This is a genomic window from Campylobacter concisus, assembly GCF_015679985.1.
Taxonomy (GTDB): domain Bacteria; phylum Campylobacterota; class Campylobacteria; order Campylobacterales; family Campylobacteraceae; genus Campylobacter_A; species Campylobacter_A concisus_AC.
The window spans coordinates 352100-376785 of sequence record NZ_CP049239.1 but is presented as its reverse complement, the minus strand read 5'-3'; the positions used below and the strand labels follow the sequence as shown (position 1 = coordinate 376785).

General features: G+C 37.4%; 26 protein-coding genes and 1 tRNA gene. All 27 read right to left on the bottom strand.

Annotated features, from left to right (window positions below):
- Nucleotides 1–1611: a glycosyltransferase family 2 protein gene (locus G5B98_RS01920; RefSeq protein ID WP_196087018.1), complete on the bottom strand. Its 1611-nt coding sequence runs from the start codon at nt 1609–1611 to the stop codon at nt 1–3.
- Nucleotides 1608–3164 carry an AMP-binding protein gene (locus G5B98_RS01915; RefSeq protein WP_196087017.1) on the bottom strand — a complete coding sequence of 519 codons (1557 nt, stop codon included), beginning with the start codon at nt 3162–3164 and terminating at the stop codon, nt 1608–1610. The genes G5B98_RS01920 and G5B98_RS01915 overlap by 4 nt, the downstream gene beginning before the upstream one ends.
- Nucleotides 3154–3699, bottom strand: coding sequence for a DNA gyrase subunit B (locus tag G5B98_RS01910; RefSeq protein ID WP_196087016.1), 546 nt, complete (start codon nt 3697–3699; stop codon nt 3154–3156). Before G5B98_RS01910 ends, G5B98_RS01915 begins: the two co-directional genes overlap by 11 nt.
- Nucleotides 3689–3934, bottom strand: a complete 246-nt coding sequence (locus G5B98_RS01905; protein ID WP_021090641.1) for an acyl carrier protein — start codon at nt 3932–3934, stop codon at nt 3689–3691. Before G5B98_RS01905 ends, G5B98_RS01910 begins: the two co-directional genes overlap by 11 nt.
- 2 nt (nt 3935–3936) lie before the next feature.
- Entirely contained in the window at nt 3937–4194 is a 258-nt protein-coding gene (locus tag G5B98_RS01900; RefSeq protein ID WP_107695511.1) for a phosphopantetheine-binding protein, read from the bottom strand.
- Nucleotides 4178–4987, bottom strand: coding sequence for a lysophospholipid acyltransferase family protein (locus tag G5B98_RS01895; RefSeq protein WP_232524606.1), 810 nt, complete (start codon nt 4985–4987; stop codon nt 4178–4180). The genes G5B98_RS01900 and G5B98_RS01895 overlap by 17 nt, the downstream gene beginning before the upstream one ends.
- On the bottom strand, nt 4914–5582 hold the full coding sequence (locus tag G5B98_RS01890; RefSeq protein ID WP_196087015.1) for a beta-ketoacyl synthase chain length factor: 669 nt from the start codon (nt 5580–5582) through the stop codon (nt 4914–4916). Before G5B98_RS01890 ends, G5B98_RS01895 begins: the two co-directional genes overlap by 74 nt.
- Complete coding sequence (locus G5B98_RS01885) at nt 5582–5998, bottom strand: hypothetical protein (RefSeq protein WP_021090821.1); 417 nt, start codon at nt 5996–5998, stop codon at nt 5582–5584. Before G5B98_RS01885 ends, G5B98_RS01890 begins: the two co-directional genes overlap by 1 nt.
- Before the next feature lie 11 nt (nt 5999–6009).
- Entirely contained in the window at nt 6010–7263 is a 1254-nt protein-coding gene (locus G5B98_RS01880; RefSeq protein WP_196087014.1) for a beta-ketoacyl-ACP synthase, read from the bottom strand.
- Nucleotides 7263–7982 carry a 3-oxoacyl-ACP reductase FabG gene (fabG, locus tag G5B98_RS01875; protein WP_196087013.1) on the bottom strand — a complete coding sequence of 240 codons (720 nt, stop codon included), beginning with the start codon at nt 7980–7982 and terminating at the stop codon, nt 7263–7265. The genes G5B98_RS01880 and fabG overlap by 1 nt, the downstream gene beginning before the upstream one ends.
- Complete coding sequence (locus G5B98_RS01870) at nt 7975–8418, bottom strand: thioester dehydrase (protein ID WP_196087012.1); 444 nt, start codon at nt 8416–8418, stop codon at nt 7975–7977. Before G5B98_RS01870 ends, fabG begins: the two co-directional genes overlap by 8 nt.
- Entirely contained in the window at nt 8415–9584 is a 1170-nt protein-coding gene (locus G5B98_RS01865; protein ID WP_232524605.1) for a beta-ketoacyl synthase N-terminal-like domain-containing protein, read from the bottom strand. Before G5B98_RS01865 ends, G5B98_RS01870 begins: the two co-directional genes overlap by 4 nt.
- Nucleotides 9568–9945 carry a hypothetical protein gene (locus G5B98_RS01860; RefSeq protein ID WP_196087011.1) on the bottom strand — a complete coding sequence of 126 codons (378 nt, stop codon included), beginning with the start codon at nt 9943–9945 and terminating at the stop codon, nt 9568–9570. The genes G5B98_RS01865 and G5B98_RS01860 overlap by 17 nt, the downstream gene beginning before the upstream one ends.
- 23 nt (nt 9946–9968) lie before the next feature.
- Entirely contained in the window at nt 9969–10490 is a 522-nt protein-coding gene (locus G5B98_RS01855) for a 4'-phosphopantetheinyl transferase family protein (RefSeq protein WP_196087010.1), read from the bottom strand.
- On the bottom strand, nt 10471–11151 hold the full coding sequence (locus G5B98_RS01850) for a sulfate ABC transporter ATP-binding protein (RefSeq protein WP_196087009.1): 681 nt from the start codon (nt 11149–11151) through the stop codon (nt 10471–10473). The genes G5B98_RS01855 and G5B98_RS01850 overlap by 20 nt, the downstream gene beginning before the upstream one ends.
- Before the next feature lie 66 nt (nt 11152–11217).
- Nucleotides 11218–12072 carry a TPM domain-containing protein gene (locus G5B98_RS01845; protein ID WP_196087008.1) on the bottom strand — a complete coding sequence of 285 codons (855 nt, stop codon included), beginning with the start codon at nt 12070–12072 and terminating at the stop codon, nt 11218–11220.
- Nucleotides 12072–12665: a LemA family protein gene (locus tag G5B98_RS01840; protein WP_196087007.1), complete on the bottom strand. Its 594-nt coding sequence runs from the start codon at nt 12663–12665 to the stop codon at nt 12072–12074. The genes G5B98_RS01845 and G5B98_RS01840 overlap by 1 nt, the downstream gene beginning before the upstream one ends.
- Before the next feature lie 100 nt (nt 12666–12765).
- The gene (locus G5B98_RS01835) at nt 12766–17940 is read right to left on the bottom strand and encodes a retention module-containing protein (protein WP_196088178.1); all 5175 of its coding nucleotides are present in this window, start codon (nt 17938–17940) and stop codon (nt 12766–12768) included.
- Between the two features lie 501 nt (nt 17941–18441).
- Nucleotides 18442–18532, bottom strand: a tRNA-Ser gene (locus tag G5B98_RS01830).
- Nucleotides 18533–18638: 106 nt separating this feature from the next.
- Nucleotides 18639–18818 carry a Pathogenicity locus gene (locus tag G5B98_RS01825; protein WP_232524604.1) on the bottom strand — a complete coding sequence of 60 codons (180 nt, stop codon included), beginning with the start codon at nt 18816–18818 and terminating at the stop codon, nt 18639–18641.
- A gap of 148 nt (nt 18819–18966) precedes the next feature.
- The gene (pyrF, locus tag G5B98_RS01820; protein ID WP_196087004.1) at nt 18967–19647 is read right to left on the bottom strand and encodes an orotidine-5'-phosphate decarboxylase; all 681 of its coding nucleotides are present in this window, start codon (nt 19645–19647) and stop codon (nt 18967–18969) included.
- Nucleotides 19644–20039, bottom strand: a complete 396-nt coding sequence (gene nusB / locus G5B98_RS01815; protein ID WP_021090843.1) for a transcription antitermination factor NusB — start codon at nt 20037–20039, stop codon at nt 19644–19646. Before nusB ends, pyrF begins: the two co-directional genes overlap by 4 nt.
- A 1-nt stretch (nt 20040) precedes the next feature.
- A complete protein-coding gene (gene ribH / locus G5B98_RS01810) occupies nt 20041–20511 on the bottom strand; it encodes a 6,7-dimethyl-8-ribityllumazine synthase (protein ID WP_021090940.1) in 471 nt (156 codons plus the stop codon).
- A 53-nt stretch (nt 20512–20564) separates the two neighbouring features.
- Nucleotides 20565–22997, bottom strand: coding sequence for a TonB-dependent hemoglobin/transferrin/lactoferrin family receptor (locus G5B98_RS01805; protein ID WP_196087003.1), 2433 nt, complete (start codon nt 22995–22997; stop codon nt 20565–20567).
- Nucleotides 22998–23235: 238 nt separating this feature from the next.
- Nucleotides 23236–23559 carry a DMT family transporter gene (locus G5B98_RS01800; RefSeq protein ID WP_196087002.1) on the bottom strand — a complete coding sequence of 108 codons (324 nt, stop codon included), beginning with the start codon at nt 23557–23559 and terminating at the stop codon, nt 23236–23238.
- Entirely contained in the window at nt 23556–23885 is a 330-nt protein-coding gene (locus G5B98_RS01795) for a DMT family transporter (RefSeq protein WP_196087001.1), read from the bottom strand. The genes G5B98_RS01800 and G5B98_RS01795 overlap by 4 nt, the downstream gene beginning before the upstream one ends.
- Nucleotides 23875–24681 carry a 3-deoxy-8-phosphooctulonate synthase gene (kdsA, locus tag G5B98_RS01790; RefSeq protein ID WP_196087000.1) on the bottom strand — a complete coding sequence of 269 codons (807 nt, stop codon included), beginning with the start codon at nt 24679–24681 and terminating at the stop codon, nt 23875–23877. The genes G5B98_RS01795 and kdsA overlap by 11 nt, the downstream gene beginning before the upstream one ends.
- Nucleotides 24682–24686: the final 5 nt, after the last annotated feature.

Here is a 24686-nt window from a genome sequence, read left to right as displayed (position 1 = left end):
TTATCTCCAAAAATCAAAAAAATTAAACCACTGCGATGGGTTCTTGCAAGCGTGATCCTCAAGCTGTCTTACATAGCTTTGCACGTATGGCATGACGCTTGCCTTGCGGTCGCGACCTAGTTTTATCTCATCTGCGATGTCGCTTAGCTCGATGCTGAATTTATCTCCATTTTTTACGCACCAAAGCGTGCTCATTTTTACACCCAAAATGCCAGCTAATAAGTATGGGCCGTAGTTAAATTTAGCCATCTTACCAAGAAAACTAACCTCAACAAATTTATCGCCATTTACCGGAGTTCTATCGCCCATTATACCGATATTTACGCCGTTTTCTACCGCCTCTTTTAGCTCAAGCATAGCTGCTGCATCGAGGTTTTCTACGCTTATTAGTTTGATCTGCCCCTTACTTATCTGCTCTAAAATTTTATAAAAATTTTCATTTCCCTTACTATAAACCAAGATGATCATACGAAAACTTGGCGATCTAAGCGAAAGTGTCTTGCAAATTTCTACATTCCCTAGATGGCTTGTTAGCAAAATTCTACCACGCCTTGATGCCTCAAACTCTTCTTTTATCCACATAAGTTCGTCAATATCTAGCTCATTTTCGAGCACACCATTTTGCCAAATACGAAATTTATCGCAAATCGCAATACCAAATTCATAAAAATTTCCAAAAACACCAGTAGCTGGTTTTTCACCACTAAATTTCTCTACATTTTGTAAAAATTCTCTTATATTTTTTCTCTCTATTTTCGAAAAAATATAATAAAAACAAACGACGATCATAACGATAGGTTTTATGAGGAAAATGGGTAAATTTTTGCTTATAAAAAGGCTAACTCGTAGGAAAAATTCATTTGATCTTTCGCCTTTTTGCCACCATACGTATTTTTGTCCCCTAAAGGCTTTGCTCAGCAAAAATGGAACCAAACTAAAAAAATATTTAGCATGCATAAGACTTATTAGCGCGTTATCTTTTAGCATTTTAAAGTGCGAAACGCCGCCTTTTTCATATCTTACTTTTAGCGGTATCCATCTTAGTCCAATGCCTGCTCTCACAGCATTTACAAGGATTTCCATGTCAAATTCCATCCTATTTGACTTGCTTTGAGATATCGCCCACTCGAGCTCTTTTAACGGATAAATTCTAAAGCCACACATCGCATCTTTTATGTCGGTGCTTAATGTATTTACCTTGACCCAAAAATTTGTGATCTTTCTACCATAAAATCTAGACTTTGGTGCGTCCTCGCCATAAATCGGATCAGCCATTATCATATCGTGTGGATACTTTTTGCTAAGCCCCAAAAACTCAGCCACTTCACTTATGTCATGCTGAAAGTCAGCATCGATCTGAAATGCGTGCGTATAGCCATTTTGCATAGCATGCCTAAAGCCATCTTTTAGCGCAGCCCCCTTACCGCCATTTTGTGCTCTTGTCAAAATTTCTACGTCAAATTCGCTCAAATTTTCTAGTGCCTTTTTTGAAGCTTCATCTGAGCCATCATCAACTATTAAAATGTGTAGATTATATCTCGCAAGTGCCTCACAAAGGGCTTTGATCTTTTCTGGATGATTGTAAAATGGTATGAGAAAGAGCGTCTTCATAAGCCCAGCTTTATCCTGCCAACACTACTTCTAGTGCCATTACAAAATATCTCAAAATAAACTTTCTCATCTTTTTGCGAAATTTCTATACAAAGCTCGTCATTTGGCCTTACAAATTTTAAAAATTTCAAATTCTCCACCACGCATTGATCGCCTATTTCTGCGCCAAGCTCTCTTGCAAATTTAAATACAAAATCAAGCTGCACAAAGCCAGGCAAAAGTGGCAAATTTGGAAAATGCTCCATAAAAATGCCAAGCGCAGGACTTAGCTTTGTCTTAAATTTATAAACGCCCTCCTCGCTACTTTTATCCCAGTTAGGCTCTTTGCTCTTTTCTAAAAGCTCTTTAAAATTTGCTTTTAAAAATTTCCCTTGTGCGTTTTTGCAAAGCGAGCTAACGATTTTAAAATACCTAACACTATTTTTAAACTCAGGCCTTAAAAGCTCATTTAATCTTGCTACAATGCCCTTTTTGCCGCTATCTCTAAAGAGCTTAACACCCTCTTCACTAAGCTCTAAAAGTGCGGCTAGACGCTTAAATTTTGGATGCGTGTCGCAGTAGCAGTCTTTTAAAAGACCACTTTCAAACATCTTATTTTCGATGCTTATTAGATTGACTCTTTTGTCATTTAGCTTGACTATCCTATCGATCCTACCTTTTAGCGTAAGCTTGCTGCCATTTATCTGTGCCCAGTCGCTAGTTTGAAAAAACTCACACCATGGTGAGCTCACGTTTAGTGCCTCGTCCTCGCTAAGGCCCGCCTTTACCTTGCTAAAAAGTAAAAGCTCTTCGCCTAAATTTCTAGCTACTACACCAGTTTCGGTGCTACCATAGATGTCGATAATGCGTGCACTGCTTAGTTTTGCTATGCTAGCTCTTAGTTCACTCTTTAGGGCTGAGCCGGCACAGATGATGTTTTTTAGCCCTGAAATTTCAGCTGCTCTTGGGCTAGAAACTAGCGTTTGAAGCAAAACTGGGCTTGTTACAAAGCTTAAATTTGAAAGATCAAGCTCAAAGATCACCTCTGGGTAATTTAGCTCCTTACTAACAGCCTTTGCACCAGAGATTATGGGCAAAAATACCTTAAAAGTAAGGCCAAACATATGCTGATGCGAAACGCTTGAAAAAAATGTATCGCTTTCATTAAATCCAAGTTTTTCTTTTAAAAATAGCCCTTCTTCTATCATCGCACCAAGTCTTTTTGGGATATTTTTGCTCTTTCCGGTCGAACCCGAAGTTTGAAGAAAAAAAGTAGAATTTAGATTAAATTTTGGCTCTATATTTCTAGCTGGAGCCAAAAAATTCTTGAAATTTTCATCATTGATATTAAATTTATCACTACTAAAAATGGGCTTTGCAAGCAAAATCGGCCTAATACCAACTGCAAGTGCTCCAAAAAAGGCGACACAAAAGTCAAAAGTTTCACTTAGATAGATCTCTATCTCACTCACGCCATATTCTTTTAAATTTGCCCCAAAAATACCAACTTGTGAGTATAAATTTTTATCAATATTAACAAATTTAAACTCTTTTAGACTATTTTCAAACTCCATTTTTCCTCTTTAAAATAAAAATTTTACGATATAAAATTTCTCCAAAAAACAAAAATCCCATCAAAATATAAGAGATAAAGGAGCAGTAAATGCTCCAATAAAATTTATTTTCAAAGCACGATAAAACAAATGCTAAAATCGCATTAAATATAAAAAATAAGCACCAAATTTTTGTTAACTCTCTTGTGTAGCTAACGACCTTTTTATCTATATTTTTCTCTTTTAATCTAGCGATTTTGGTTATAACAGCCTCGCCCTTTAAGCTGTAAAAAAAGAGAGCCAAAAAGCCAAGGCTTACGATACTTGGATATAAAAGTGCTAAATTTACGCTTCTAAAAATAGCGCAGACGGCAAAAAACAAGCTAGCCAATAAGCAAACCTGCCTTTTCTTGCCACTTTCAAAATAGGCTCTAAGCCCCCAAAGCACACATAAAAAATCAAATATCAAAGTGGCGTTCTCTTGCCAAAAAAATAGCACTAAAGGGTAAGCAATGCTTGCTAAAACTAGTGCTAGGTTTACTATTTTATGCTTCAAATTTCTTTGCTACGGCTTTTACGATATCATCAAGCGTTTTTACGTTTTTAAAATCCTCTGGCATCAGCCTATGCCCGGTTTGACGTTTGATGTAATCAATCATATCAATAGCGTCGATGCTATCGATCTGCAAATCCTCATATATCCTAGTCTCTGGCTTTATCTTGCTCTCATCTATCTCAAAAAGATCGATCAAGGCTTTCTTTAAAATTTCAAAAATTTCTTTTTCACTCATCGTTATTTCCTATTTTCGTAAATGTATTTTGCAAGAGAAGATACGCTAAAAAATATCTCTTTTAGATTTGCACTCTTTGAGTCAAGCACGAGGCCATATTTTTTCTGCACCGCAAGCCCAAGCTCTAAAGCATCAACGCTATCAAGCCCAAGACCATCATTAAAAAGTGGCGCATTCTCATCGATATCGCTTGGCTTCATATCCTCTAAATTTAAGCTTGTGATGATCAACTCTTTTATATCATTAACTAGCTCTTTCACCAAATTCCTCCTTATAAATTTTACTTATCTCATCATGCATTGCCCTAGCCCTCACGGGGCTTGGCCTATCCTTTAAAAACATATCAACATCAAAATTTTTCATCTCTTTAAAATAATATTTTATCTTTTCATCTGGTATTTTATACCATGGTTCATTTTTTCTAAGGCTTCTTGGGTGCATATTGATGCCAATACATACAATATTTTTAGCGCCTTTTACACCCATATAAGCTGCTGCCTTATGAAAAATAATTTCATCTTTCGTACGTGTGCCTTCTGGGAAAATTAATAAATTTTCACCACCTTTTAAAACCTCTACGCTTTTTTGTAAAAATTCCTCGTTATTTGTGTTTAGTATATAGTTGCACGCCCTAATAGCAGCAAATAAAAATATATTTTTACCAAGCTCGCCCTTTACGATGCAGTTTATCCTTTTAAATTTTGAAACCAAAAAGACCACATCAAGAAGCGAAGGGTGGTTTGCTATGACTAAATTTGATCCGCCATTTAGCTCACTAAGCTCAAATTTATAGTCCAAACACCCACAAATTTTAGTAACTTTTATAAAAAATCCCCAAGAAATTCTAACTAGATCACGGCATAAATTTTGTATAAATTTAAATTTATTTAGCCCCAAAAGCACTACTGGCACAAGCAGTAAATCCCCGCTTATGCAAATGATCGCAAAAAATAAAAAGAAAGATCCGGTTCTTAAAATTTTAAGGCTCATAGCTAAAATTCCAAGACGAAGAATAACTACAACTTTGCCAGCTTTTTGATATTTTTGGATCAAAATTTACAATAAAGCTTTTTAATAAATTCCCGCAAATTTCTTTTTCCTTTTTAGCTCTTTTTAGAGTTAAAACTCTCTCATTTTTTGCCTTTGAGACAACAAGAGCGAGCATAAATGACGGCTTTTTCTCATCAAAATAACTCTGCTTTATCGACTCATGATAGGCAAGTATTAGCACCTGTTCATATCCATCATTTAGTCTTAAAAATGCAGCTTGCAAGGCATCTTCAACCGGACTAAATGATGATATGGCAAGAATTTCATTGTGATTTTTAGCTTCTATGCTAAGAAGCGACGAGATAGCGTTATGCACAGAAAGTGAAAACGATGTAGGCGAAACCGGCTCAGCTTTTGCCAGTGTAGTCTCTAGCTTAAAGCAGCGATTTATCTCTCCTTCATATGAGCTAAAAATAACTGGCATATCAAGCTTATCAAAGCCACTAAGCAAGCTAAAAGCGCACTTTGCAGCACTGCTTAGCCTTCTTCTTTGAATCGGTGGGATCTTTGCTAGATCAAATTCTTTTTTATATCTAGCTAGATCCTCGCCGACATCGCCATAAGCTATTACGCCAAAAAAATCAACTTGAAATTTCATTATTTCGCGATATCACCTTTTAGAGTAACGCCGGACATCAAAGCACCGCTTCCACACTGGAACTGAGTTTTTGAGTTAAATGGCTGTTTTTTGTAGTAGCCAGTTAAATTTACAACCTTTGTGCCACCTTCTTTTAATGCTCTTTCTTGGAAAGTCTTTAAAGCCGAAAGAAGTGCGATTTGGCATGCCTCTTCATCACTTTTATTAAAACCATTTGTCTTTTTATTTGATGTTAGATCTTTTACAATTACCTGACCGCTATAGCCTGTGCCAAAGCTGATACTTACATTTGGAAGTAAGAAATTTTTAGCTTTTGGGCCATTTAGGAAATCAAGTGAGTGATATTTCACATCATCTCTTGCATTAAGACTTGTAGCAAATGCCAAAATGGCAACTAATGAAACTAATTTTTTCATGTTTATCCTTTTTAAAAAATGTTTTTAGCTCTTTTAAATATCAAAGATGTATTTACACCACCAAATGCAAAGTTATTGCTCATAACAAAGTCCGTTTTTATCGGAGTTGGCTCTTTTAAATAGTTTAGCTTTGCACACTCGGGATCGATCACGTTTAAATTTATATTTGGAAAAAATAGCTCTTCTCTCATCATCATGATAGAGGCGATCGCCTCCAGTCCACCACAAGCGCCAAGCGTATGGCCAAGATAACTTTTAAGCGAGCTAATGGCAATATCCTCTCCAAAAAGCTCGTTTGTAGCGATACTCTCGGCTATGTCGCCATGTTTTGTCGCAGTCGCATGAGCATTTACGTAGCCTATACTTTTTGGCTCTAAATTTGCGTCTATAAGCGCTAAGCTCATCGCCGCTTTCATCGTAGCGCTTTGTGGTCTTGTGATGTGCGTGCCGTCACACGTCGAGCCAAAGCCAACGACCTCAGCGTAAATTTTAGCTCCTCTTTTTAATGCACTCTCTTCACTTTCAAGTACCAAAAATCCAGCTCCCTCGCCAAGCACCAAGCCATCTCTATCTTTTTCAAACGGTGTTGGACTCAAATTTGGCGTGCTGTTTTTTACACTAGTCGCGTAAAGCTTGTCAAAGACGTATGCCTCGCTCACGCAAAGCTCTTCAGCCCCTCCAGCTAGCATCATATCTATGCTGCCATTTTTTATGCTCTCGTATGCGTAGCCAATGGCGTGCGAACCGCTTGTGCATGCCGAAGATGTAGGGATGATGCGCCCTTTTAGCGAGTAAAATAGCGCGATATTTGCTGCCGTGGTATGAGGCATCATTTTTATGTAGGTATTTGCATTAAAGCCACTATCCATGTCCAAAACTAGCTTTGCCATATCAAGAATGGAGTCTGTACTACCAGTACTTGAGCCGCTTGCTACACCCATTCTACCATCTTGCACGCTTGGGTCTAAATTTGACTCATTTAACTCATCACCTTTTAATAATCCAGCATCTTTTAAGGCAAGTCCAGCTGCGTGCACGCTATAACACGAGACCTTACCAAGGCTTCTTAGCTGTTTTCTATCCCACTCTTGTGGATATTTGTAGTCTATGATAGGTGCGGCTAGGCGCGTGTTTAGATCTTTGCAGCTCTCCCACTCGCTCATGTATCTAACAGCGTTTTTACCTTCAAGAAATTTAGCCCTAATCTCCTCCCAGCTGTTGCCAAAAGCACTGACTGCGCCGATACCTGTGACAAATACACGCATTAGCAAAGTCCTCCATTTACGCCGATCACTTGCCTTGTGATGTAGCTAGCCTCGTCGCTTAGTAAAAATTTAACAAGTCCTGCCACCTCATCTGCTTCGCCAGCTCTTTTTGCAGGTATGACCTTTAGTACCTCATCTAAAAAGTCGCTATTTAAAATTTCTTCGCTCATATCTGTCTTTATAAGCCCTGGAGCTACGCAGTTTACTGTTATGCCTCTACTTGCAAACTCTACTGCAAGGGCTTTGCTAGCTCCTATGATGCCAGCTTTGCTAGCTGAGTAATTCACCTGACCTCTGTTGCCAATAACCCCTGAAACAGAGCTTAGTGTTACTATCCTAGCTGGCTTTCTAGCCCTTATCATGGGCATTAGCGCTGGTCTTAGGACGTTGTAAAAGCCATTTAAATTTACATCTATCACGTCAAACCACTCTTCGTCGCTTAACCCCACAAAGGTATTATCCCTTGTTATGCCAGCGTTTAAAATAACGCCGTAATAAACGCCATTTGCCTCCATGTCAGCTTCTATGGCCTCTTTAGCCGCAGCAGTGTCAGCAACGTCAAATGTCAAAAATTTAGCCCCAAGCTCACTAGCTATCTTTAAAAGCTCATCACTCTTACTTCTTGCGTGAAGTACCACTTCGTACTCGTTAGCAAGGCGCCTAGCTATGCTAGCTCCTATGCCTCTACTTGATCCGGTTATCAATACTCTCTTACTCACTAAGTGCCTTTTTTACAAATTCTTCATCAGGGCTCATCACATTTAAAACCGCCCTTGCGCCAAGCTTGCCGTTTACAAAAAGCTCACTGTCATAAACGCCAAATCCACTCTCATCTTGGATCGAGCACTTTGAGACGATCACTATCTCATCGCCCAATTTAAAATACGGCCTAAAAATTTCAAATTTTCTACTGCCAAGCAAAAAGCCAAATATCGCCTTCTCGCCCCTTAGTTCACGCATCTTTGAGTCATAAATTCCAAGGCTTTGAGCCATCATCTCAATCGCCTTTTGCATGTAAAATTTCCCATCTTCCAAAAATGGAGTTTGCTCATTTATCACGCTTCTTACTTTTATGCTCTCACAAGGGGTAAATTCTAAAATTTCATCGATCAGGGTTATGGCGCTACTGTGCGGTAAATAATCACTTATCATCATCTCACTCTTTTAAATATTATCGCGGCGTTATCTCCGCCAAATGCAAAAGATAGTGACATCGCTGTTTTTACGTCAAATTTCGTGCCACTTTTTACTAAATTTATAGCCTCCAAACTCTCATCATACTCGCCGTCATAAACGTGTGGCGGCAAGGTGCTATTTTCTTGCATGCAAAGTATGGCGCAAATGGCGCTTTCTATTGCTCCAGCGGCTCCTAGCGTATGACCGATCTGTGGCTTTAACGAGCTAGCATATGCAAAGCCAAGCGTTAAATTTACAGCTTTTGCCTCCATTTTGTCATTTGCTTGCGTGCCAGTGCCATGCAAATTTACATAGTCTACGCCTCTCATGTCAGCTTTTTTTAAAGCTTCTTCTATACAACAAATTGCCATTTTGGCACTAAAATCAGGCTGCGTCATATGAAAAGCGTCGCAGTTTGAGGCCGAGCCAGCGACCACGACGTTTGAAATTTCATCACGGCTCAGCAAAAATAACCCAGCTCCCTCGCCTATGTTTATGCCCTCTCTATTTTTAGAAAAGGGTTCGCTTGGTTTTTGACTTAAAATGCTAAGTGAGTTAAAGCCATTTATGGTTAAGGTGTTTAAACTATCGACGCCGCCGCATATAACCGCATCGCAAATATCGCTTTTTATTAGTCTTTGTGCCTCAATAATCGCCTTAACACCAGAAGTACAGGCAGTTGAAACACAAAAACTTGGACCTTCTAATCCATAAAATTCGCTCACAAATTCAGTCACATTTGCAAGACAGTTTCTATCTATGCCAAACTTGCTTTTATCAAAAATTTCAGTTTTTATATACTCTTTAAAGGTCCAAAAATTTTCTTCAATTCCACTCGTTGTAGTGCCTAAAATAACACCTACACGGCTCTTACCAAATTTTTTGATAGCCCTCTTGATCTCATCGTCAAGCTCAATAAGCGTGTTTAGAAGCAAAGCATTGGTTCTTGTTTTAAAGTGTTCTTTTGTCTTCTTGGCAAACTCTGGCAGCGTCTTATCAAATTTCGCTACTAAAAATTTATTCTCAGGATGAAACTCACTGCTAAGGCCTAGAAATCTCTTTCCACTTAAAAGCGAGCTTAAATTCTCATCACTGCTGCTCCCTGCGGCACTGATAATGGCTGGTTTGCTAACGTAGATCAACACTTTCTACCTCATAATATTGATCATCTATCATAAATTTTTGCTCTTTTTTTTCATCTTTTATCATCTCTAGCACTTTTATAAAAAGTTCATTATAGGCACTATTTGGTGGTAAAAAACCTAAATTTTTAAAGCTACCTTCTTTTAAAATTCGCCTAGCTTCTGGCGCGCCAAGTGCGTTTACAAGGCTAAATTTATACTCATTCTTGCTATTTTGCACGTAAAGCAAAAGCAGTCCCTTTGATGAGCTTACCTTAAATGTTTTCAAGTCAAAATCTGCTATCTGCGGTGTATCAAATTTCTTTGCACATCCAAGAGCAAAAAGCGAAATAGCAAGGATCATGACTATTTTTTTTATAAACAATCTTTACCTTTTAATGTTAAAAATTACAAAAGTTTAATAATTATATCTTTGCATTGCTTAAATGCAAGGCAAATAATAAATGAATTATTAATAATTAAGTATTTTTTTGCCATTTCATCGTAGCTGGTAGTACCAAGATCGCTAAACGATAAATTTTTAAGCTTTAAAATCGCCTCTTTTGCAGTATAAATTTCATAAAATTTTTGAGTTTTATCTTTTGCATTTGCCAAAATTTTGCTCTCATCTTTTGTAAAGCAAAAGCTAGCTACTGCGTCAAAATTTCTCTGCTTTAGCTCTTCTACATCGACCCCGATCTTTTCTTTTGAAATGGCTAAAACTGCGATATTTTCTTTATGAGAAAGACAGATTTTACCTCGCATCTTTGCTTTAAATTTTAAGTAGCGAGATATTTTAAATGAGTTTTGTTTTATTAAATTTGGGTATTTTTTTACTCTTTTGCGATCTTTTTTATCTAGCATTTTTGGGCTAAATTTCTCACCGCAAAAGCTGATAAAAAGATGAATTTCACCCCTTTTTATAGGCATTTAATCTCTTTTTATAATTTTCATCAAACTCTAAAGCCTTTTCAAACTCAGCAGTAAATGCTCTAAGGCAATCATTTTTTTGCTGATTTTCATCGCCAAATGATCTAATACGTGACGTAAAAGTAATCTCATCTTTTCTAAAATCAGCCTCTTTTAAATCAAAGCTTAAATTACTAATTTTGCTATTTAAGATATGCAAGGCACATTTTCTTGGCCCAAAGATAAAATTTTGCCCGTTTAAGGGCTTTAGGCTTCTTACTAAAATGCCACCATAAAGCGATGGCTCGCTTTTAAAAGATATGTCAAAGCCAAAGTTATGAAAGTAAATCTCTCCGGCTTCACACTGCCTTTTGTAGGTATTTGAGTCAAAACAAGTATAAATTTCAAGCTCGCTAAATTTATACTCTTTGCTAGAAACAATTAAAACTTTACTTTGCATAAGCTCGCATAAAAAGCTCTGAAATTTCTCGTCAAAAAACTCTTTAAAACCAGTAGTACCAACTATCTCTTGCTTTATATTTTTATCTAGAATTTTAAAGTTATTTTGTTTAAGCAGATCAAATTTTTCTTTATCAAAATGACTTTGCTCTAAAAATTTACTAAGCACCGCCACCAGATCAAATTTAGCAAAATGGCTTTTAAGCAGCTCGCCAGCTAGCATCTTTGCTCCTAAGTTTTTATATATTTTAAAGGATTTAAGCTTTACAAGCTAATTTTTGATGAAATTTTACCAGCTGCCACTCGCTCCGCCTCCGCCAAAACCGCCTCCGCCGCCACTAAAGCCACCACTTCTTGAACTGCTTGAATGGCCACTGCCACTACCATTTGAGTCTGATCTATCTCGTCTGAAGCCACTATATGTATTTTTGCTTTGAGTATTTTTTTTAAAGGCATTTTTTAAAATAATAAAAAATATTACAAACACAATGGCAAAGACAATGAAGTAATTTTGCACGCCAAAAAATTTCTCAAATACCGTAGATGCAAGCCCTGCAAAACACGCACTAAAGCCAACCCTCATAAAAAATTTACCTAAAAAGCCAGAGATAAAGCACGAGATCATGCCAGCAAAAAAGGCAACTATTCCAAATGGTATCTCTTCATCATCACTCTCGCTTTCAAATTCTTCGCCACTAGCTACTTTTATGATGACTCTTATGCCATCTATCACGCCACCGCCCATATCGCCTTGCTTAAATTTAGGCACTATCACATCATTTATGATCTGGCTTGATATAGCGTCGGTTAGTACGCTTTCAAGTCCATAACCAACCTCTATACGTACTTTTCTCTCGTTTGGAGCGATTATTAAAAGCACTCCATTGCTGCTTTGTTTTTGTCCCAGTTTGTAGCCCCTAGCTATTTCAAGAGAGATCTCTTCTATACTTTTATTTTCTAGTGATTTAAGTGTCACGATAGCAATTTGTGTCGTGCTATTTTGCTCATAATTTTGCACCAAGCTTAAAAGCTCAGCCTTCTCATTTTTAGAGAAAATTTGAGCCTCGTCATTTATCTGCTCGTTAAAATTTATGGCAAAACAAAAGCAAAATGTAAAAAATAAAAGAGCAAAAATTTTCTTCATCATTTCTCAAATGAAATTTTTGGATTTATCTTCTCTTCGTTACTTATTTCAAGATTTTGTTTTGGCTTTAGCTCAGGATAAAAAGCACTTGCTATAAATTTATTTGGAAAGCTTCTAAGGGCTACGTTATACTCTTTTACAGCTTCGATATAATCATGCATTGCCACGCTTATGCGGTTTTGCGTACCTTCAAGCTGACTCTGAAGAGATAAGAAATTTTGATTTGCTTTTAGCTCTGGATAGTTCTCACTAACTGCCATAAGCCTGCCAAGTGCCAAACCAAATGAGCTTTGTGCTGTCATAAATTCTTTCATCTTAGCTTCATCGCTAAGGCCACTTGCATCAACGCTTACTTGCATGCTCTTGCTTCTAGCATTTGCTACATCTTCAAAAATTTTTTGCTCATGAGCTGCGTAGCCTTTTACAGTTTCAACCAAATTTGGCACAAGCTCGGCTCTTCTTTTATATTGATTTAACACCTGCGACCACTTTGCATTTACATTCTCATCAAGTGCAACAAATGAATTTATATACTTAAAAGCGCCAAAAGCAAGTGCAGCAATAACTACGATAACGGATATTAAATTTTTCATATTTTCTCCTTTAAGGAGCAAATATTAGTAAAACAAGACTTAAAAAATAATGTGAGTTTGAGTTTGGAATGAGTGCGAATTTACGCACTCATTTTGGGGATTAAAGATCGGTTTGGATCTTGTCTTCTATTTGTATATGGATAGTATGTCCATCTACTTGATCTTTACTTGAGTAGCCCTTAAAGCCGCTAGCATCGTAGTTAGAGTCAGGATCCCATTTGTGGTCTAGATGAACTTTTGTAGTTGAGTTGCCATGCTCATCAACAGCACCTTTTATCTTAAGGACAGTATTTAGACTATCAGTGATGTCAAAGATAGCTTTTGCATCAAATTTGATCTCAGAGTTGCCTTTAAGTTGGATATTTTCAAAGCTTTCGACTTTAGCATCAAGGTCATCCACATTACTAAAATCAATCGTTTGTCCATGTCCATCAACTACTAAAGTGTCATTATTGCTATCACCACCTTTCATAGTCTTGCTTGCATCATCATCGTATTTGATCGTATAGCTATTAGCATTTATATGAAATGACTGATCAGTCTCGTAAGTCTTAGAATGTAAGTCGCCTGGGGTTTTAAGAGTAGCTTCTACTTTTAGATCATAACCAGCACTTGATCTTGTATCGATATCAAGTGAATGCTCAAAGAAGCCTTTGCTTATATCACCTGGTTTTATCTCATACTCTGTTGTCTTTGTTTGACTATGATCATTTGGGTCAGTGTATTTGATCTCTACTTTATCTCCTGCTCTAGCATCTTCATTCAAGAAGAACTTAGCAGTAGTAGTTTTTTCACCGCTTTCTGAGGTTTGTATATCTTTATTAAACATGATACCTCTCATAGCATCGATTTCAGCATGTGCTTTAACATTAATCTCATTACCATCCTGATCTATTTTTGTCGTACTCACTGACTCACCAAATGTATCAGTTAGAGTTACTTTTGCTACTGTGTCTTTGTCAACTGCGATAGCTGCATCAAGCTCAAGAGGGTGATTTGCAGAGACTTGGATATAGGTAGTAGTAGAGCCTACTACTTCTTTTAATGTTATGTTGCCATTGACATCTTTATCATCAACTTCATAATGTTTAGTTACTTTAGAGTTGTCAGGATTTGTTATCTCAACATCTATCTTATCGCCTTTTATCACACTTCCAGGGATAGAAACTTTTACTTTTGAAGTATTACTGCCTGACTCATCTCTTGAGATCACACCATCATCGTTTTTATCATCAGCTATGCTTACGCTTAGTCCTACTTCGCTTAGTGGAGCAAGTTGTGCTTTAGCCTCTTTGCTAGTTGCAGACATATCGCCAGCAGCATTTGTTATAGTTGCAGTTGCAGTGGTGTCTTGACCTGGGAGCATTTTAACATCACTAATCTCAATAGTATTATTGCGTAAAGGATGGGAAACATTATTTGCATCTACTAGTGATATATCACCATTAGGAGCTTTTGAAACAGTATAAGATAAAGTTCTAGACGCCATAGTGCCATTAGCTTGTGGCTCATTGATAGTTACTGATACTTTATCTCCGCTTATAACATTATATGGCACTTGAACGCTTATAGTTGTTACTTTTACCCCATCAACTGACACAGCTTCATCTCTATTTATAATGCCATCTCTGCTTGCATCATCTTCTATAAAATTAACCTTTAAATTTGTAGCGTCAAATGTTTCTAGTTTAGCTTCAGCGGTTGCTTTTTCTTCTTTACCTGTTACATGATCCCTAATAGTAACATCTACTTTAGCTAAATGATCTTTGCCTATATGAGCAATACCAGGAATTTGCAGCTTATTGCCAGGCGTAGATACGGTATTACCATCTGCATCTTTTATAACAACATCAGTACCATCATTTGAAAAAACTGTATAATTTTTAGGAGTTCCTTCATTTACACTAACTGCTATAGTATCACCTACATTTACGGTAGTTGGGATCTCAAGTGTAGCAGAAGTTTTATTTAGATGTGTATCTGTCATAGCTTCTTCTCTATCAAGTACGCCATTTCTATCTTTATCTTCATTGATAAGTAGTCTAAATCTTGTTCCAGAGCCGTTTCCTGTATCAAGAATGATGTCACTCTTTGTCTCTGACACATCGCCAGCAGCACCAGTTACTTTAGCAGTGATGATAGTCTTTTCACCATTTTGTAAATTTGCTAGAGGATATTTAACTTCATTGCCATTTACTGTTAAAGGGGTACCTCCATTATCATTTGTAACAGTAACAACGCCATTGCTCTCTTTGTGTATTGTATAAATTTCCTCAGGTGCGCTATTATTGCCTACTTTGCTGTTTATTATAAGCTTATCGCCATCAACAAAATTTGAAGGTAATTTGATAGTTGCATCAGGAGTAGTAGTTCCAATTTCTGTGCTACTTAAAATCCCATCTTTATTATTATCTTCATCAAAAGTGATTTTCATATCATCGTGAAGTTTTTCAAGAGTGTTGTGATTTTGTGCTTCAGCTTTTTTACCACCACTTGCATCAGTAGTCTCTGCGGTTACATTGATGGTCTTGCCAGCAATGATCTTCACGTTTGAAATTTCTATCTCATTTTTATCACTTGCGGTTATAGAAGTGTGAGGATGAGTAGAAGTATCTTCTAGTGTGATCTTACCATGATCTCTACCTGTAACCTTATAAGTTTTAGTCTCAGTTGAAGTGCCATTGTTTATTGTTACATTTACAACATCGCCAGCTATAACGTTATTTGGTACTTTTACTGCGATTGTAGTTTCTTTTAGGTTGCCATCTTTCATGCTCTCAGCTCTTGTTAGAGATACATTGTGATCACCATCTTCTATAAATCTTACAGCCATATCATTTAAACCAGCTATCATAACGCTATTTGAACTTTCAGAATGTTGGATGCTACCATCGTTATCTACTATTTCAGCCGTTACCTCGGTTTTTACACCAGTTGCTGTTTTGATATTAGGTATTTCAAAACTATTGCCATTTTTTATAGTTACATGGTCACTAGGGTTATCATCATTTTTTATACCAACTAGCTTGCCAGTAGCATCTTTTTCAACAGTATAGTGTTTATATTGGGTAGTTCCGTCTGGATTTTTTATAGTCACATTTATTTTATCCCCATTTACAGCATTTTTAGGAAGCTTAATAGTAACTGTCGTGCTGTTAAGGTCATGGTCACTGATAGCTTGCTCTCTAGTCATAGTCTTTGCACCACCAGCCTCTTCAAAAATAACTTCTGGTTTTTTTACATGCTCTAATCTAGCTGATTCTATATCTTCTTCAGTAGGTAAATTTGGATTTGTTGGATGTGTTGGGTGCGTAACTTTAGCTTCTATCTTTGTATCTTTTCCGTTCTCTAGCTCAAAACCATCTACTTTAATAGCCCATTGATTGGTGTCTTCTTTAAAGAAATTCTTATTTGCAGTATTATAATTACCAATAACATGACCTGCATTATCAATTTCATCTACGCTTGTTATAACACCTTTCTCATTCACGTTTATCTTGAAATTTCTATCATACGTATTTCCATCAGGTTTAGTTACATGAAGTGTAAGTATATCGCCATTAACAATTCTGTTTGGTAATGTGATCTTTGCGGTTGTGTGATTTACTTTTTGATCGCCTAGATCTATCTCTTCTCCAGCATATGTTTTTTTATAGTTACTAACGCTCTCTTGTCTTGAAATTTCATGAAGAGTTTGTTGTTCTGGTAAATTCATATCCATCTTTATAGTTTGAGGCGTTACACTATCTGGAGCCGACTCTTCACTCTTTTGGTTGCCATCTTTATCAACAACATGAACGCTAGCTTCAGTCTTCACACCTGGGAATATCGGAAGCTCAATGCCAGTTACTTTGTGATTTGTAATCATTTCATCAGTAAGGTCGATTTTCAAATCTTTTTTTGGTCCTGTAGGGTTCAAAGGATCAGTATAAGTTATAACGATCTTATCGCCTGCTACTACATCTTTTGGAAGAGTTATATCTACTGGTGAAGTTCTAAAATTTCCATCTGTTCCTTTATTTTCTGCATCTGTTAGAAAGCCATTGTTGTCACCATCTTCAGTAAATGTTAAAGTCGGTCTTACATCTGGAGTTACTTCATCAGTTGCTATATCGCTCTTCCAAATGTTAGAATTTGTACTATCAGTAACATAAGCTTCTACTTTTGAAATTTTATCCTCAGCAACTGGCATGTCAGAGATTATTTTAGTAAAAGTATTATTTACTATGTCAGTAGCATTGATGGTTATAGGTGGTAAAGGTGTTACTGTACCATCTGGTTTTGTTAGAGTAACGTGAAGAATATCGCCAGGGATAACGTCTGTTGCAGTTATAGTTACTGGCGACTCATTTTGTTTACCATCATTTTTATTTTCTGTATATGTTAAAAATCCATCATCTGGGCTCTTATCTTCTGTAAATTCAATACTTACGCTTGATTTTGTAGGAGTTACGTGATCTTCACTGCTACCGCTAGTGTTGCCTTGGAAGTTTGTAATACTTGCTTCTACTTTTGAGTTTTTACCTGGCTCTACAGGTGCATCTATTGGATAGCCATTAGTTATGATAGCTGGAGTGATGGTTACGTTTGTTGTAGTTTCATTGCCATTTGGGTCAGTTACAGTGATTTTTAGCACATCGCCAGCTCTTACTGTGCCGTCATTTGGTACAGTGATAAGAACTTTAGATGTATTTATATTTGTATCATTTCCATGCTCTACTCTGCTTAAAGTGTGGTTACCATTTATATCATTTATAAATTTAACAGTTGGCGTACCTGGGATTATAGTATCATCGCCATCATTGCCATCTCTGTAGCCGCCTATTGAGCTATCGTATGATGCAAAAGCTCTGTTTGTATCACTTAAATTTCTATATGTTGCATTAATGTTTGAATAGTGTCCACCCTCAGCAAATTTAGCGTCACTTAGGCTAACACCATCTCCACCACCAGCAGCAGTGTTTCCACCAGCAGCAGTCTCTTCAAGTTTTGTTAGATCTCCGCCATTTAAAATAGCATTTTGCAAATCACTAACATCTGCCAAGCCTTCTGCACCTATAGTACTTTGATTTAAAGCAAGTGTATCATTGCCTACAATCGTAATCTCTTTTCCATTATTTGAAACGATTGTTATTTTATCAGCGGCATCACTTGTCTTGATGCTCTCTCCCATATAAAGGATGTCACCTACTTTTAGCTCTCTCTCATTTCCGTTTTGATCGATAGCAACTGCCTTGCCACTAATAAATTTTACTACTCCAGCTTCTTTAGCCAAGATTACTCCTTATTATTATTTTTGTATTATTTAAATTTTTACGTGATTATATACTATCTTTATAAGATATAACTTTATATGAGAAATTTTATCTTTTAAGAAAAAAATATATTAAATAAATATATAAATTCCAAATGTCAATAGTTTGTAAAAAGCGAATTATAAGCTTTTATCAAAAAAATAGCTTTTTTTGATTATCAATATAATTAATTAAGCAAAAATATAATATTTTTTTATAATAAAAAAAACTTAATTTAAGATATTTTTTTAATTAGTTTGAAACAACAATATAACCAAAAATCATATTTTTTTAAAAAATGTGTGATCACTATAAAAATTTTTACTTATAAATTTTCAAATAAATCATCAGTCTAAAATCTACAAACTTATAGTTAAAATTTTTTCTAGGTAAGCAATTTTCTAACGCAGAAAATTTTATATAAAGATATTTAAAAAATAATGTTAAACAATAATAAAAAATTTATAATTATCTATAAGCAGTGGCGGACAGAGAGGGATTTGAACCCTCGAGCCCCGATTAAGAGCTGCACCCTTAGCAGGGGTGTGGTTTCAGCCACTCACCCATCTGTCCATAAAAAGAAATCGCATTATAATTGAACGCCGCTGATATCTTGCTTAAATTTACATTTCATAATTGCAGACCTCAGATAGAAAATTTAAAACAAAAATTTATAAATTTAGTCCTTCCAAAGCCACCATTTTAGCTTGGCTTTGTCTAGGTGCGGCGTATTGGCGTAGTAGCAAATCATACGATAAAACATATAAAAACGCCTATCGCTACCGCGACCAAACGCCTTTGTGCACTCGAACATCTTGCTATGATCCGCGCCATTTAGTAAAGCGATATCCTTAACCAAGTGCTAGTAGATACGCTTTAGCCGCTCAGCCAACAAGAGGATTTTCTTAAAATCACTCAAATTTAGCTCCTCACTTCGCTTTGATGTCATCTTCACGCAACATTTTGTAAAAAAGCTTAGTTAAAACCACTTCACACAAGTTCAAATTTTAAATTTGCTCCAAAATTCGTTCACAAATTTCTCTTGGATTCGCATTTTCGTAAATCGGCCTACCAACAACGATAAAGTCGCTATCTTCTTGCTTTGCACTCACTAAGTTTGCTACTCTTTTTTGATCTCCAGCACTCTCTCCAAAAGGCCTAACACCAGGGCAAAGTGTGATAAATTTATCATTTATTACATCTTTAATGAGCTTGCTTTCAAAAACAGAACAGACCATTCCGTCAAGCCCTGCTTCAAAACTCATGTGGCTAAATTTTCTAACAGCTCTTGCAATCGTATCGTTATAAATAGCGTCAAATTCGCTCTCACTAAAGCTAGTAAGTGCCGATACTGCGAGCACCAAAGGACGGCTTCCAAGACCAGCTAGCCTATCCATAACTGTCTTCATCGCGCGTTCACCAGCGCTAGCATGCACATTTATCATATCTACGCCGATTTTTGAGACGACTTCAGCCGCATCTGCCATCGTATTTGGGATATCATAGAGCTTTAGATCGAGGAAAATTTTAAAATTTCCAAGTCCTTTTAGCTCTTCTATAAATTTTGCCCCATCCCTAAGATAGCTTCTAAGCCCCACTTTTAGCCAAAGATCAAGCCCTTTTAGCTCGCTAGCAAGGGCTAAATTCTCTTCACGACTAGCCATATCAAGTGCGACGCAGAGCCTCACAGATCGCCCTTTAGCTTATCAAGTACACCGTTTATAAATTTTGGTGCCTGATCACTTCCAAGTTCTTTCGCAAGCTCGATCGCTTCGTTTATGATAACAGCCTTATCCGTTTGGCTAAATTTCATCTCATAAAGTCCGAGTCTAAGGATTGCTAGTTCGGTTGCACCAACTTTGCTAAAATCGCCGTCTTTTAGATATGGCTTTAAAATTTCATCTAGTTTTTCTTTATTTGCGAGCACCTCTTTAAAAGTCTGCTGCGCCTCACTTTTTCGCTCGTTTCTTATCTTTTTCTCTTCTAAAAATTCCTCTTCAAATGCAGCAGTTACCGGATTTATCTCGTTTGAGTATAGTAGCGAAACGACGGCTTGTCTGACCTGATGACGAGTCGCCATTTTACGCCTCCAAATTTTTATATAAGCTTAGCATCTCGATCACGCCCGTCATCGCTTCAAAGCCCTTATTTCCGGCCTTTGAGCCCGCTCTCTCGATGGCTTGTTCGATGCTATCGACCGTTAGCACGCCAAAGGTCACCGGTTTGCCGTATTTTAGCGTGACGTTTGCGATACCCTTGGTAGTCTCGGCGCTAACGTAGTCAAAGTGAGGCGTAGAGCCGCGGATAACCGCTCCCACGCAGCAAACTGCGTCAAATTTACCGCTAGCTAGCGCCTTTTCAAGCGCCATCGGTATCTCAAATGCGCCAGGCACCAAAATGAGGCTCAAATTCGCCTCATCCCCGCCGTGACGCAAAAACGCATCCCTCGCACCCTCGACCAGCCTATCAGTGATGATGTGGTTAAACCTAGCGCCCACTATGGCGACCTTCTCACCGCCTTTTAGAGCCAAATTTCCTTCGATTATTTTCATTGATTTCTCCTTAGATTTTTGCCTAGTTTATCAAAATCTTATTTAAACTAAAGCTAATATCTAATCTCAAAAGAAACGCTAAAATTTCTACCAGGAGCAGTATATCGCTCAAGTCCGGTACCATCAAATTTAACATAGCTTTGGTTACCGTTATATCTAAGCTGTCTTAAATTTTCCCAAGTAGAATACTCTTTGTTAAAAATATTAAACACGCCTGCATTGATGCTGAAATTTTTACTGATCTTATAACCCATAGTTAAGTCAAAGACAAAATAGCTTTTACTTAGGAATTTATGTGCTTCTGGCTGAGTTGTACCAGTCACTTTGCCTGTATCTCTATCGACGATTATCTGAGAAAAATTTGGTGGTATTTTTGAAACCGCATCTTTTGCTTTTTTGGCTGCTACAAATTTACTAGTTAGCAAGAGATCAAATTTATTATCACTATACCCAAGTCCAGCTACTGCAGTAAACGGCTGAATAGCCATAAGTGAAGTTCCATCATTTTTTTTGCCACGCGCATAAGTCGCCTTTAAGCTTGCATATAAATTTTCACTTAAATTTAGTGCATTCCCATTTACACGTGAATTTAGCTCCAAGCCTTTGACGGTAGCTCTACCGACATTTACATGTTTAAAATCGAGACTTTTTTTACTGTATTTTTTTACAAGCTCCCATGTATCAAAATCAAGTTCTTCTATCTCATCAATACCAACATCATAATCAGTATCAATAAAATCTCTATATTTAGAATAAAAAGCACTAAGAGCAAGCGCATAACTCTGACCTGATGACAATAAACTTACTTCATGATTAAAGGCTTTTTCTGGTTTTAGCTCCAAATTTCTAACATATCTTGTACTATCCCTAGGCGTATCAAAATACATCTCCTCGACTCTTGGTGCACGAAAACCGGTACTAAACGCATAGTTAACACTCAAATTGTTATTTATATCATACTGGGCTCCTGCATTGTAAGTAATAGCTTTAAATTTACTTTTTTGTAGCTCTGGTGTTGTGACCATTTTATATCCTGCACCAGAGGCAATATTTGCTTGCTTGGGTTTATAAACATATCTATCAAGTCTAACTCCGTAATTTAGACTTAAGACTTCGTTTAAGCCCATATCGTCACCCAGAAAAGCATATTCAAGAGTGCTTTTTACTGGCTGAGCAAAGGTTACGTCCGTTGCCTTAACCGGCTTAAAAGGATTTGCTGGATCTACGATAAAACCACTACCGCTCCATTTTGTATTAAAACTTTGTCTAAGTTGTAAATTTTTATTTTTAAAGGTAGAGATATGCCTACCAAGACCAAAACTCAAGATGTGAGAAAATTTACCTACATTAATGTCACCACTCATGCCGCTTATATCAAGCTGTTTTTTATCTTGAAAAAATTCATAGCTATCTTTTTGATCAAAACTTGAGTTGTATTGCATGTCGTTTGGATAGTTTGCATGATATCTTGTGAAATTTGACCTCTGCTGGACTCTTTGCTTATAAAAGCTTACCTTTAAATTACTTAGTAAAGCATCATGATCTGGTACAAACTCATAGTAAATTCCATATCTTTTGTAAGGGATGCTATCTCTTGTCTGCTTTCTATTAAGTGTTGCGGTACTATTACTCTTCTCTTCTGTAAAATAGTTTTGCCTAAAGTCTTCATATGATGTATTTAAAAAATGCGAGTCAACCCTATAGCCAAATTTCATCAAATTCGAGTGTGTGCGAAATCTCACATCATCAGGTAAAATTCTACCAAAAGAGCAAAGTTCTGGGTATTTATCTGCCAAATATGAATCCTCCATACTAGTCCCCATTCCACAAAATGGCACATCATCTAACTTTCCACTGTAAAAATTCTTTGTCTGCTTGCCACGCTTATACGTATGCTGAAACAGTGCTTCGATACCGCCTGCTTTTACGCCTGCACCTGCAACTTGTCTAAATTCACTATTTTTTGATACATATGCGCTTTTACTATAAAAACCAACATTTTGCCCATCTCTTACAAAATCATCAATATTTTTTGTCTGCATACTAACACTACCACCGATTGCGCCACTACCTTTGTTTAATGAATTTGCACCTTTTACAAATTCTACACTGCTTATATTTTCAAGCTCGGTGCTATTTCGGTTTCCATTTAAAATCCCTAAAATATTATAAGAGCGGGGCATAAAACTCTCAACGGCTTCCATTCCATCTATCTTTAAAGAAACCCTATCGCTATCTACACCTCGTATAGCATATCCATTATTACCACTTCTACCGCCTTCTGTGACAGTTACGCCAGTTTCGTTTCGCACAAGATCTCGCTCAGAGAAAATTTGACCCTTTTTTAACTCACTTTTACTAAGCTCTGTTTTTTTCGATGATATACCAGCCGCACTTACAACAACACCTTCTAGTAGCATATCTTGTGATGCAAAGACAAAGCTGGATGCTATACTAGATACAAACAAAATTCTACAAATTCTCATAAAATCTCCTTGAATTTAAAACTAGTTTGAAAGTGTATTGCTATTTGTATAAATTTATTTTGAATTTAAAAATCAATATTTTGTAAAAAATAATATTTAATATAAAAACTTCTTAAAATTGGTTTTGATATTATTTTTTTAGAATATATTAAGTAAATAAATTTTGAAGTTATATATTTTAAAAATCTGTTTTTATCTTGCCAAATTAACTTGATATTTATGCTTCTAAATTTAGCACTTAAATGATCTTTAACATCACCACGCTAATGATGACGAGCGATAAAAAGAGGGCTTTTTCTAAATTTACCTTTTCGTTGTTAAATACCACGCCAACCAGCACCGCCCCAACAGCTCCCATGCCCGTCCAGATCGCGTACGCTACCGACATCGGCATCGCCTGCATCGCGTAACTCAAAAGCCAAAGAGAAATGGCGAAATTTGCGACTAAGATCAAAAAATTCCCCGCTTTTTTCACGCCGAAGCTTTTTTGAAATTTGGTTAGAAAAAACACGCCCGAGACCTCGCAGCACCCGGCCGCCAAAAGAGCTAAAACGTGCGTCAAGATTTTAGCCTCTTTAGCCCTAGCACGCCCGCGATCAGCGTCGCTATGAAAAATAGCCGCAAAGCATCCGGCGTCTGGCCGCTTGAGCTGTATTCGCTAACGCTTTCGGCGACCACGATAAAAAACGCTCCAAATCCTACAAATACGGTATATGCGACGCTAACGGGCAAGTATTTCATAGCCTTCATAAACGATACGAAGCTAACGCATACTAACGCAGCAGTAAGCGCGAATCCTACGGCATCTTGGGCGTGTTTTAGCCCGTACGCCCAGCCGCACTCGGCGACCGCGCCGTCTAGCACCCACAAAAAGCCCTTAGTTTGCATCGCCAAGAGCCTGCTTTATCTTAAAAATTTGAGCGATATTCGCGTCTAGTTCGTCCAATTTTAGCATATTCGGTCCGTCGCAAAGCGCCTCGCAAGGATTTACGTGCGTCTCGTAAAAAAATCCGTCCACGCCCGCAGCCGCCGCAGCTCGTGCTAGATACGGCACGAATCTCGCGTCTCCGCCGCTTTTTTCGCCAAGAGCGCTTGGCATCTGCACGCTGTGCGTCGCGTCGAAAATCACGGGCGCAAATTCGCGCATTAGCACCAAATTTCGCATATCTACGACTAAGTTTCCGTAACCAAAGGTGCTGCCTCGCTCAGTTAGCCACACGCCGTTTTGTTTAGCGACCTCGTATCCATCGCCACTAATGCCCCTTGTTTCTAGCACTTTTTTGACCGAATGCTTCATCGCAGAGGCGGCTAAAAACTGCCCTTTTTTGATATTTACCACGGCTTTTGTCTTAGCCGCGGCCACGAGCAGATCGGTTTGGCGGCACAAAAACGCCGGGATTTGCAGCACGTCGGCCACTTCGCCAACAGGCGTGGCCTGGTAGCTCTCGTGGATATCGGTTAAAATTTTAAAACCGAATTCCTTTTTGACCTTGGCTAAAATTTCGCACCCTTTTTCAAGTCCGGGTCCGCGAAACGAGCTTATGCTCGTGCGATTTGCCTTGTCAAAGCTTGATTTGAAATAAAAATCTATTCGCTTATCTTCGTTAAATTTAACCAGCCTTTTTGCCACGTCAAAAACGAGCTGCTCGCTTTCTACGACGCAAGGCCCTGCTATTAGTATCATTTTTT

Coding starts and splice junctions, on each gene's coding strand:
- G5B98_RS01885 (WP_021090821.1), bottom strand. CDS start 5,998: ATGAAAAAATTAGTTTCATTAGTTGCCATTTTGGCATTTGCTACAAGT.
- G5B98_RS01855 (WP_196087010.1), bottom strand. CDS start 10,490: ATGCCTATAAAAAGGGGTGAAATTCATCTTTTTATCAGCTTTTGCGGT.
- G5B98_RS01805 (WP_196087003.1), bottom strand. CDS start 22,997: ATGAGAATTTGTAGAATTTTGTTTGTATCTAGTATAGCATCCAGCTTT.
- G5B98_RS01840 (WP_196087007.1), bottom strand. CDS start 12,665: ATGAAAAATTTAATATCCGTTATCGTAGTTATTGCTGCACTTGCTTTT.
- G5B98_RS01890 (WP_196087015.1), bottom strand. CDS start 5,582: ATGAAATTTCAAGTTGATTTTTTTGGCGTAATAGCTTATGGCGATGTC.
- kdsA (WP_196087000.1), bottom strand. CDS start 24,681: ATGATACTAATAGCAGGGCCTTGCGTCGTAGAAAGCGAGCAGCTCGTT.
- G5B98_RS01845 (WP_196087008.1), bottom strand. CDS start 12,072: ATGAAGAAAATTTTTGCTCTTTTATTTTTTACATTTTGCTTTTGTTTT.
- G5B98_RS01880 (WP_196087014.1), bottom strand. CDS start 7,263: ATGCGTGTATTTGTCACAGGTATCGGCGCAGTCAGTGCTTTTGGCAAC.
- G5B98_RS01920 (WP_196087018.1), bottom strand. CDS start 1,611: ATGAAGACGCTCTTTCTCATACCATTTTACAATCATCCAGAAAAGATC.
- G5B98_RS01915 (WP_196087017.1), bottom strand. CDS start 3,164: ATGGAGTTTGAAAATAGTCTAAAAGAGTTTAAATTTGTTAATATTGAT.
- nusB (WP_021090843.1), bottom strand. CDS start 20,039: ATGGCGACTCGTCATCAGGTCAGACAAGCCGTCGTTTCGCTACTATAC.
- G5B98_RS01905 (WP_021090641.1), bottom strand. CDS start 3,934: ATGAGTGAAAAAGAAATTTTTGAAATTTTAAAGAAAGCCTTGATCGAT.
- G5B98_RS01850 (WP_196087009.1), bottom strand. CDS start 11,151: ATGCTAGCTGGCGAGCTGCTTAAAAGCCATTTTGCTAAATTTGATCTG.
- G5B98_RS01870 (WP_196087012.1), bottom strand. CDS start 8,418: ATGATGATAAGTGATTATTTACCGCACAGTAGCGCCATAACCCTGATC.
- ribH (WP_021090940.1), bottom strand. CDS start 20,511: ATGAAAATAATCGAAGGAAATTTGGCTCTAAAAGGCGGTGAGAAGGTC.
- G5B98_RS01795 (WP_196087001.1), bottom strand. CDS start 23,885: ATGCAAACTAAGGGCTTTTTGTGGGTGCTAGACGGCGCGGTCGCCGAG.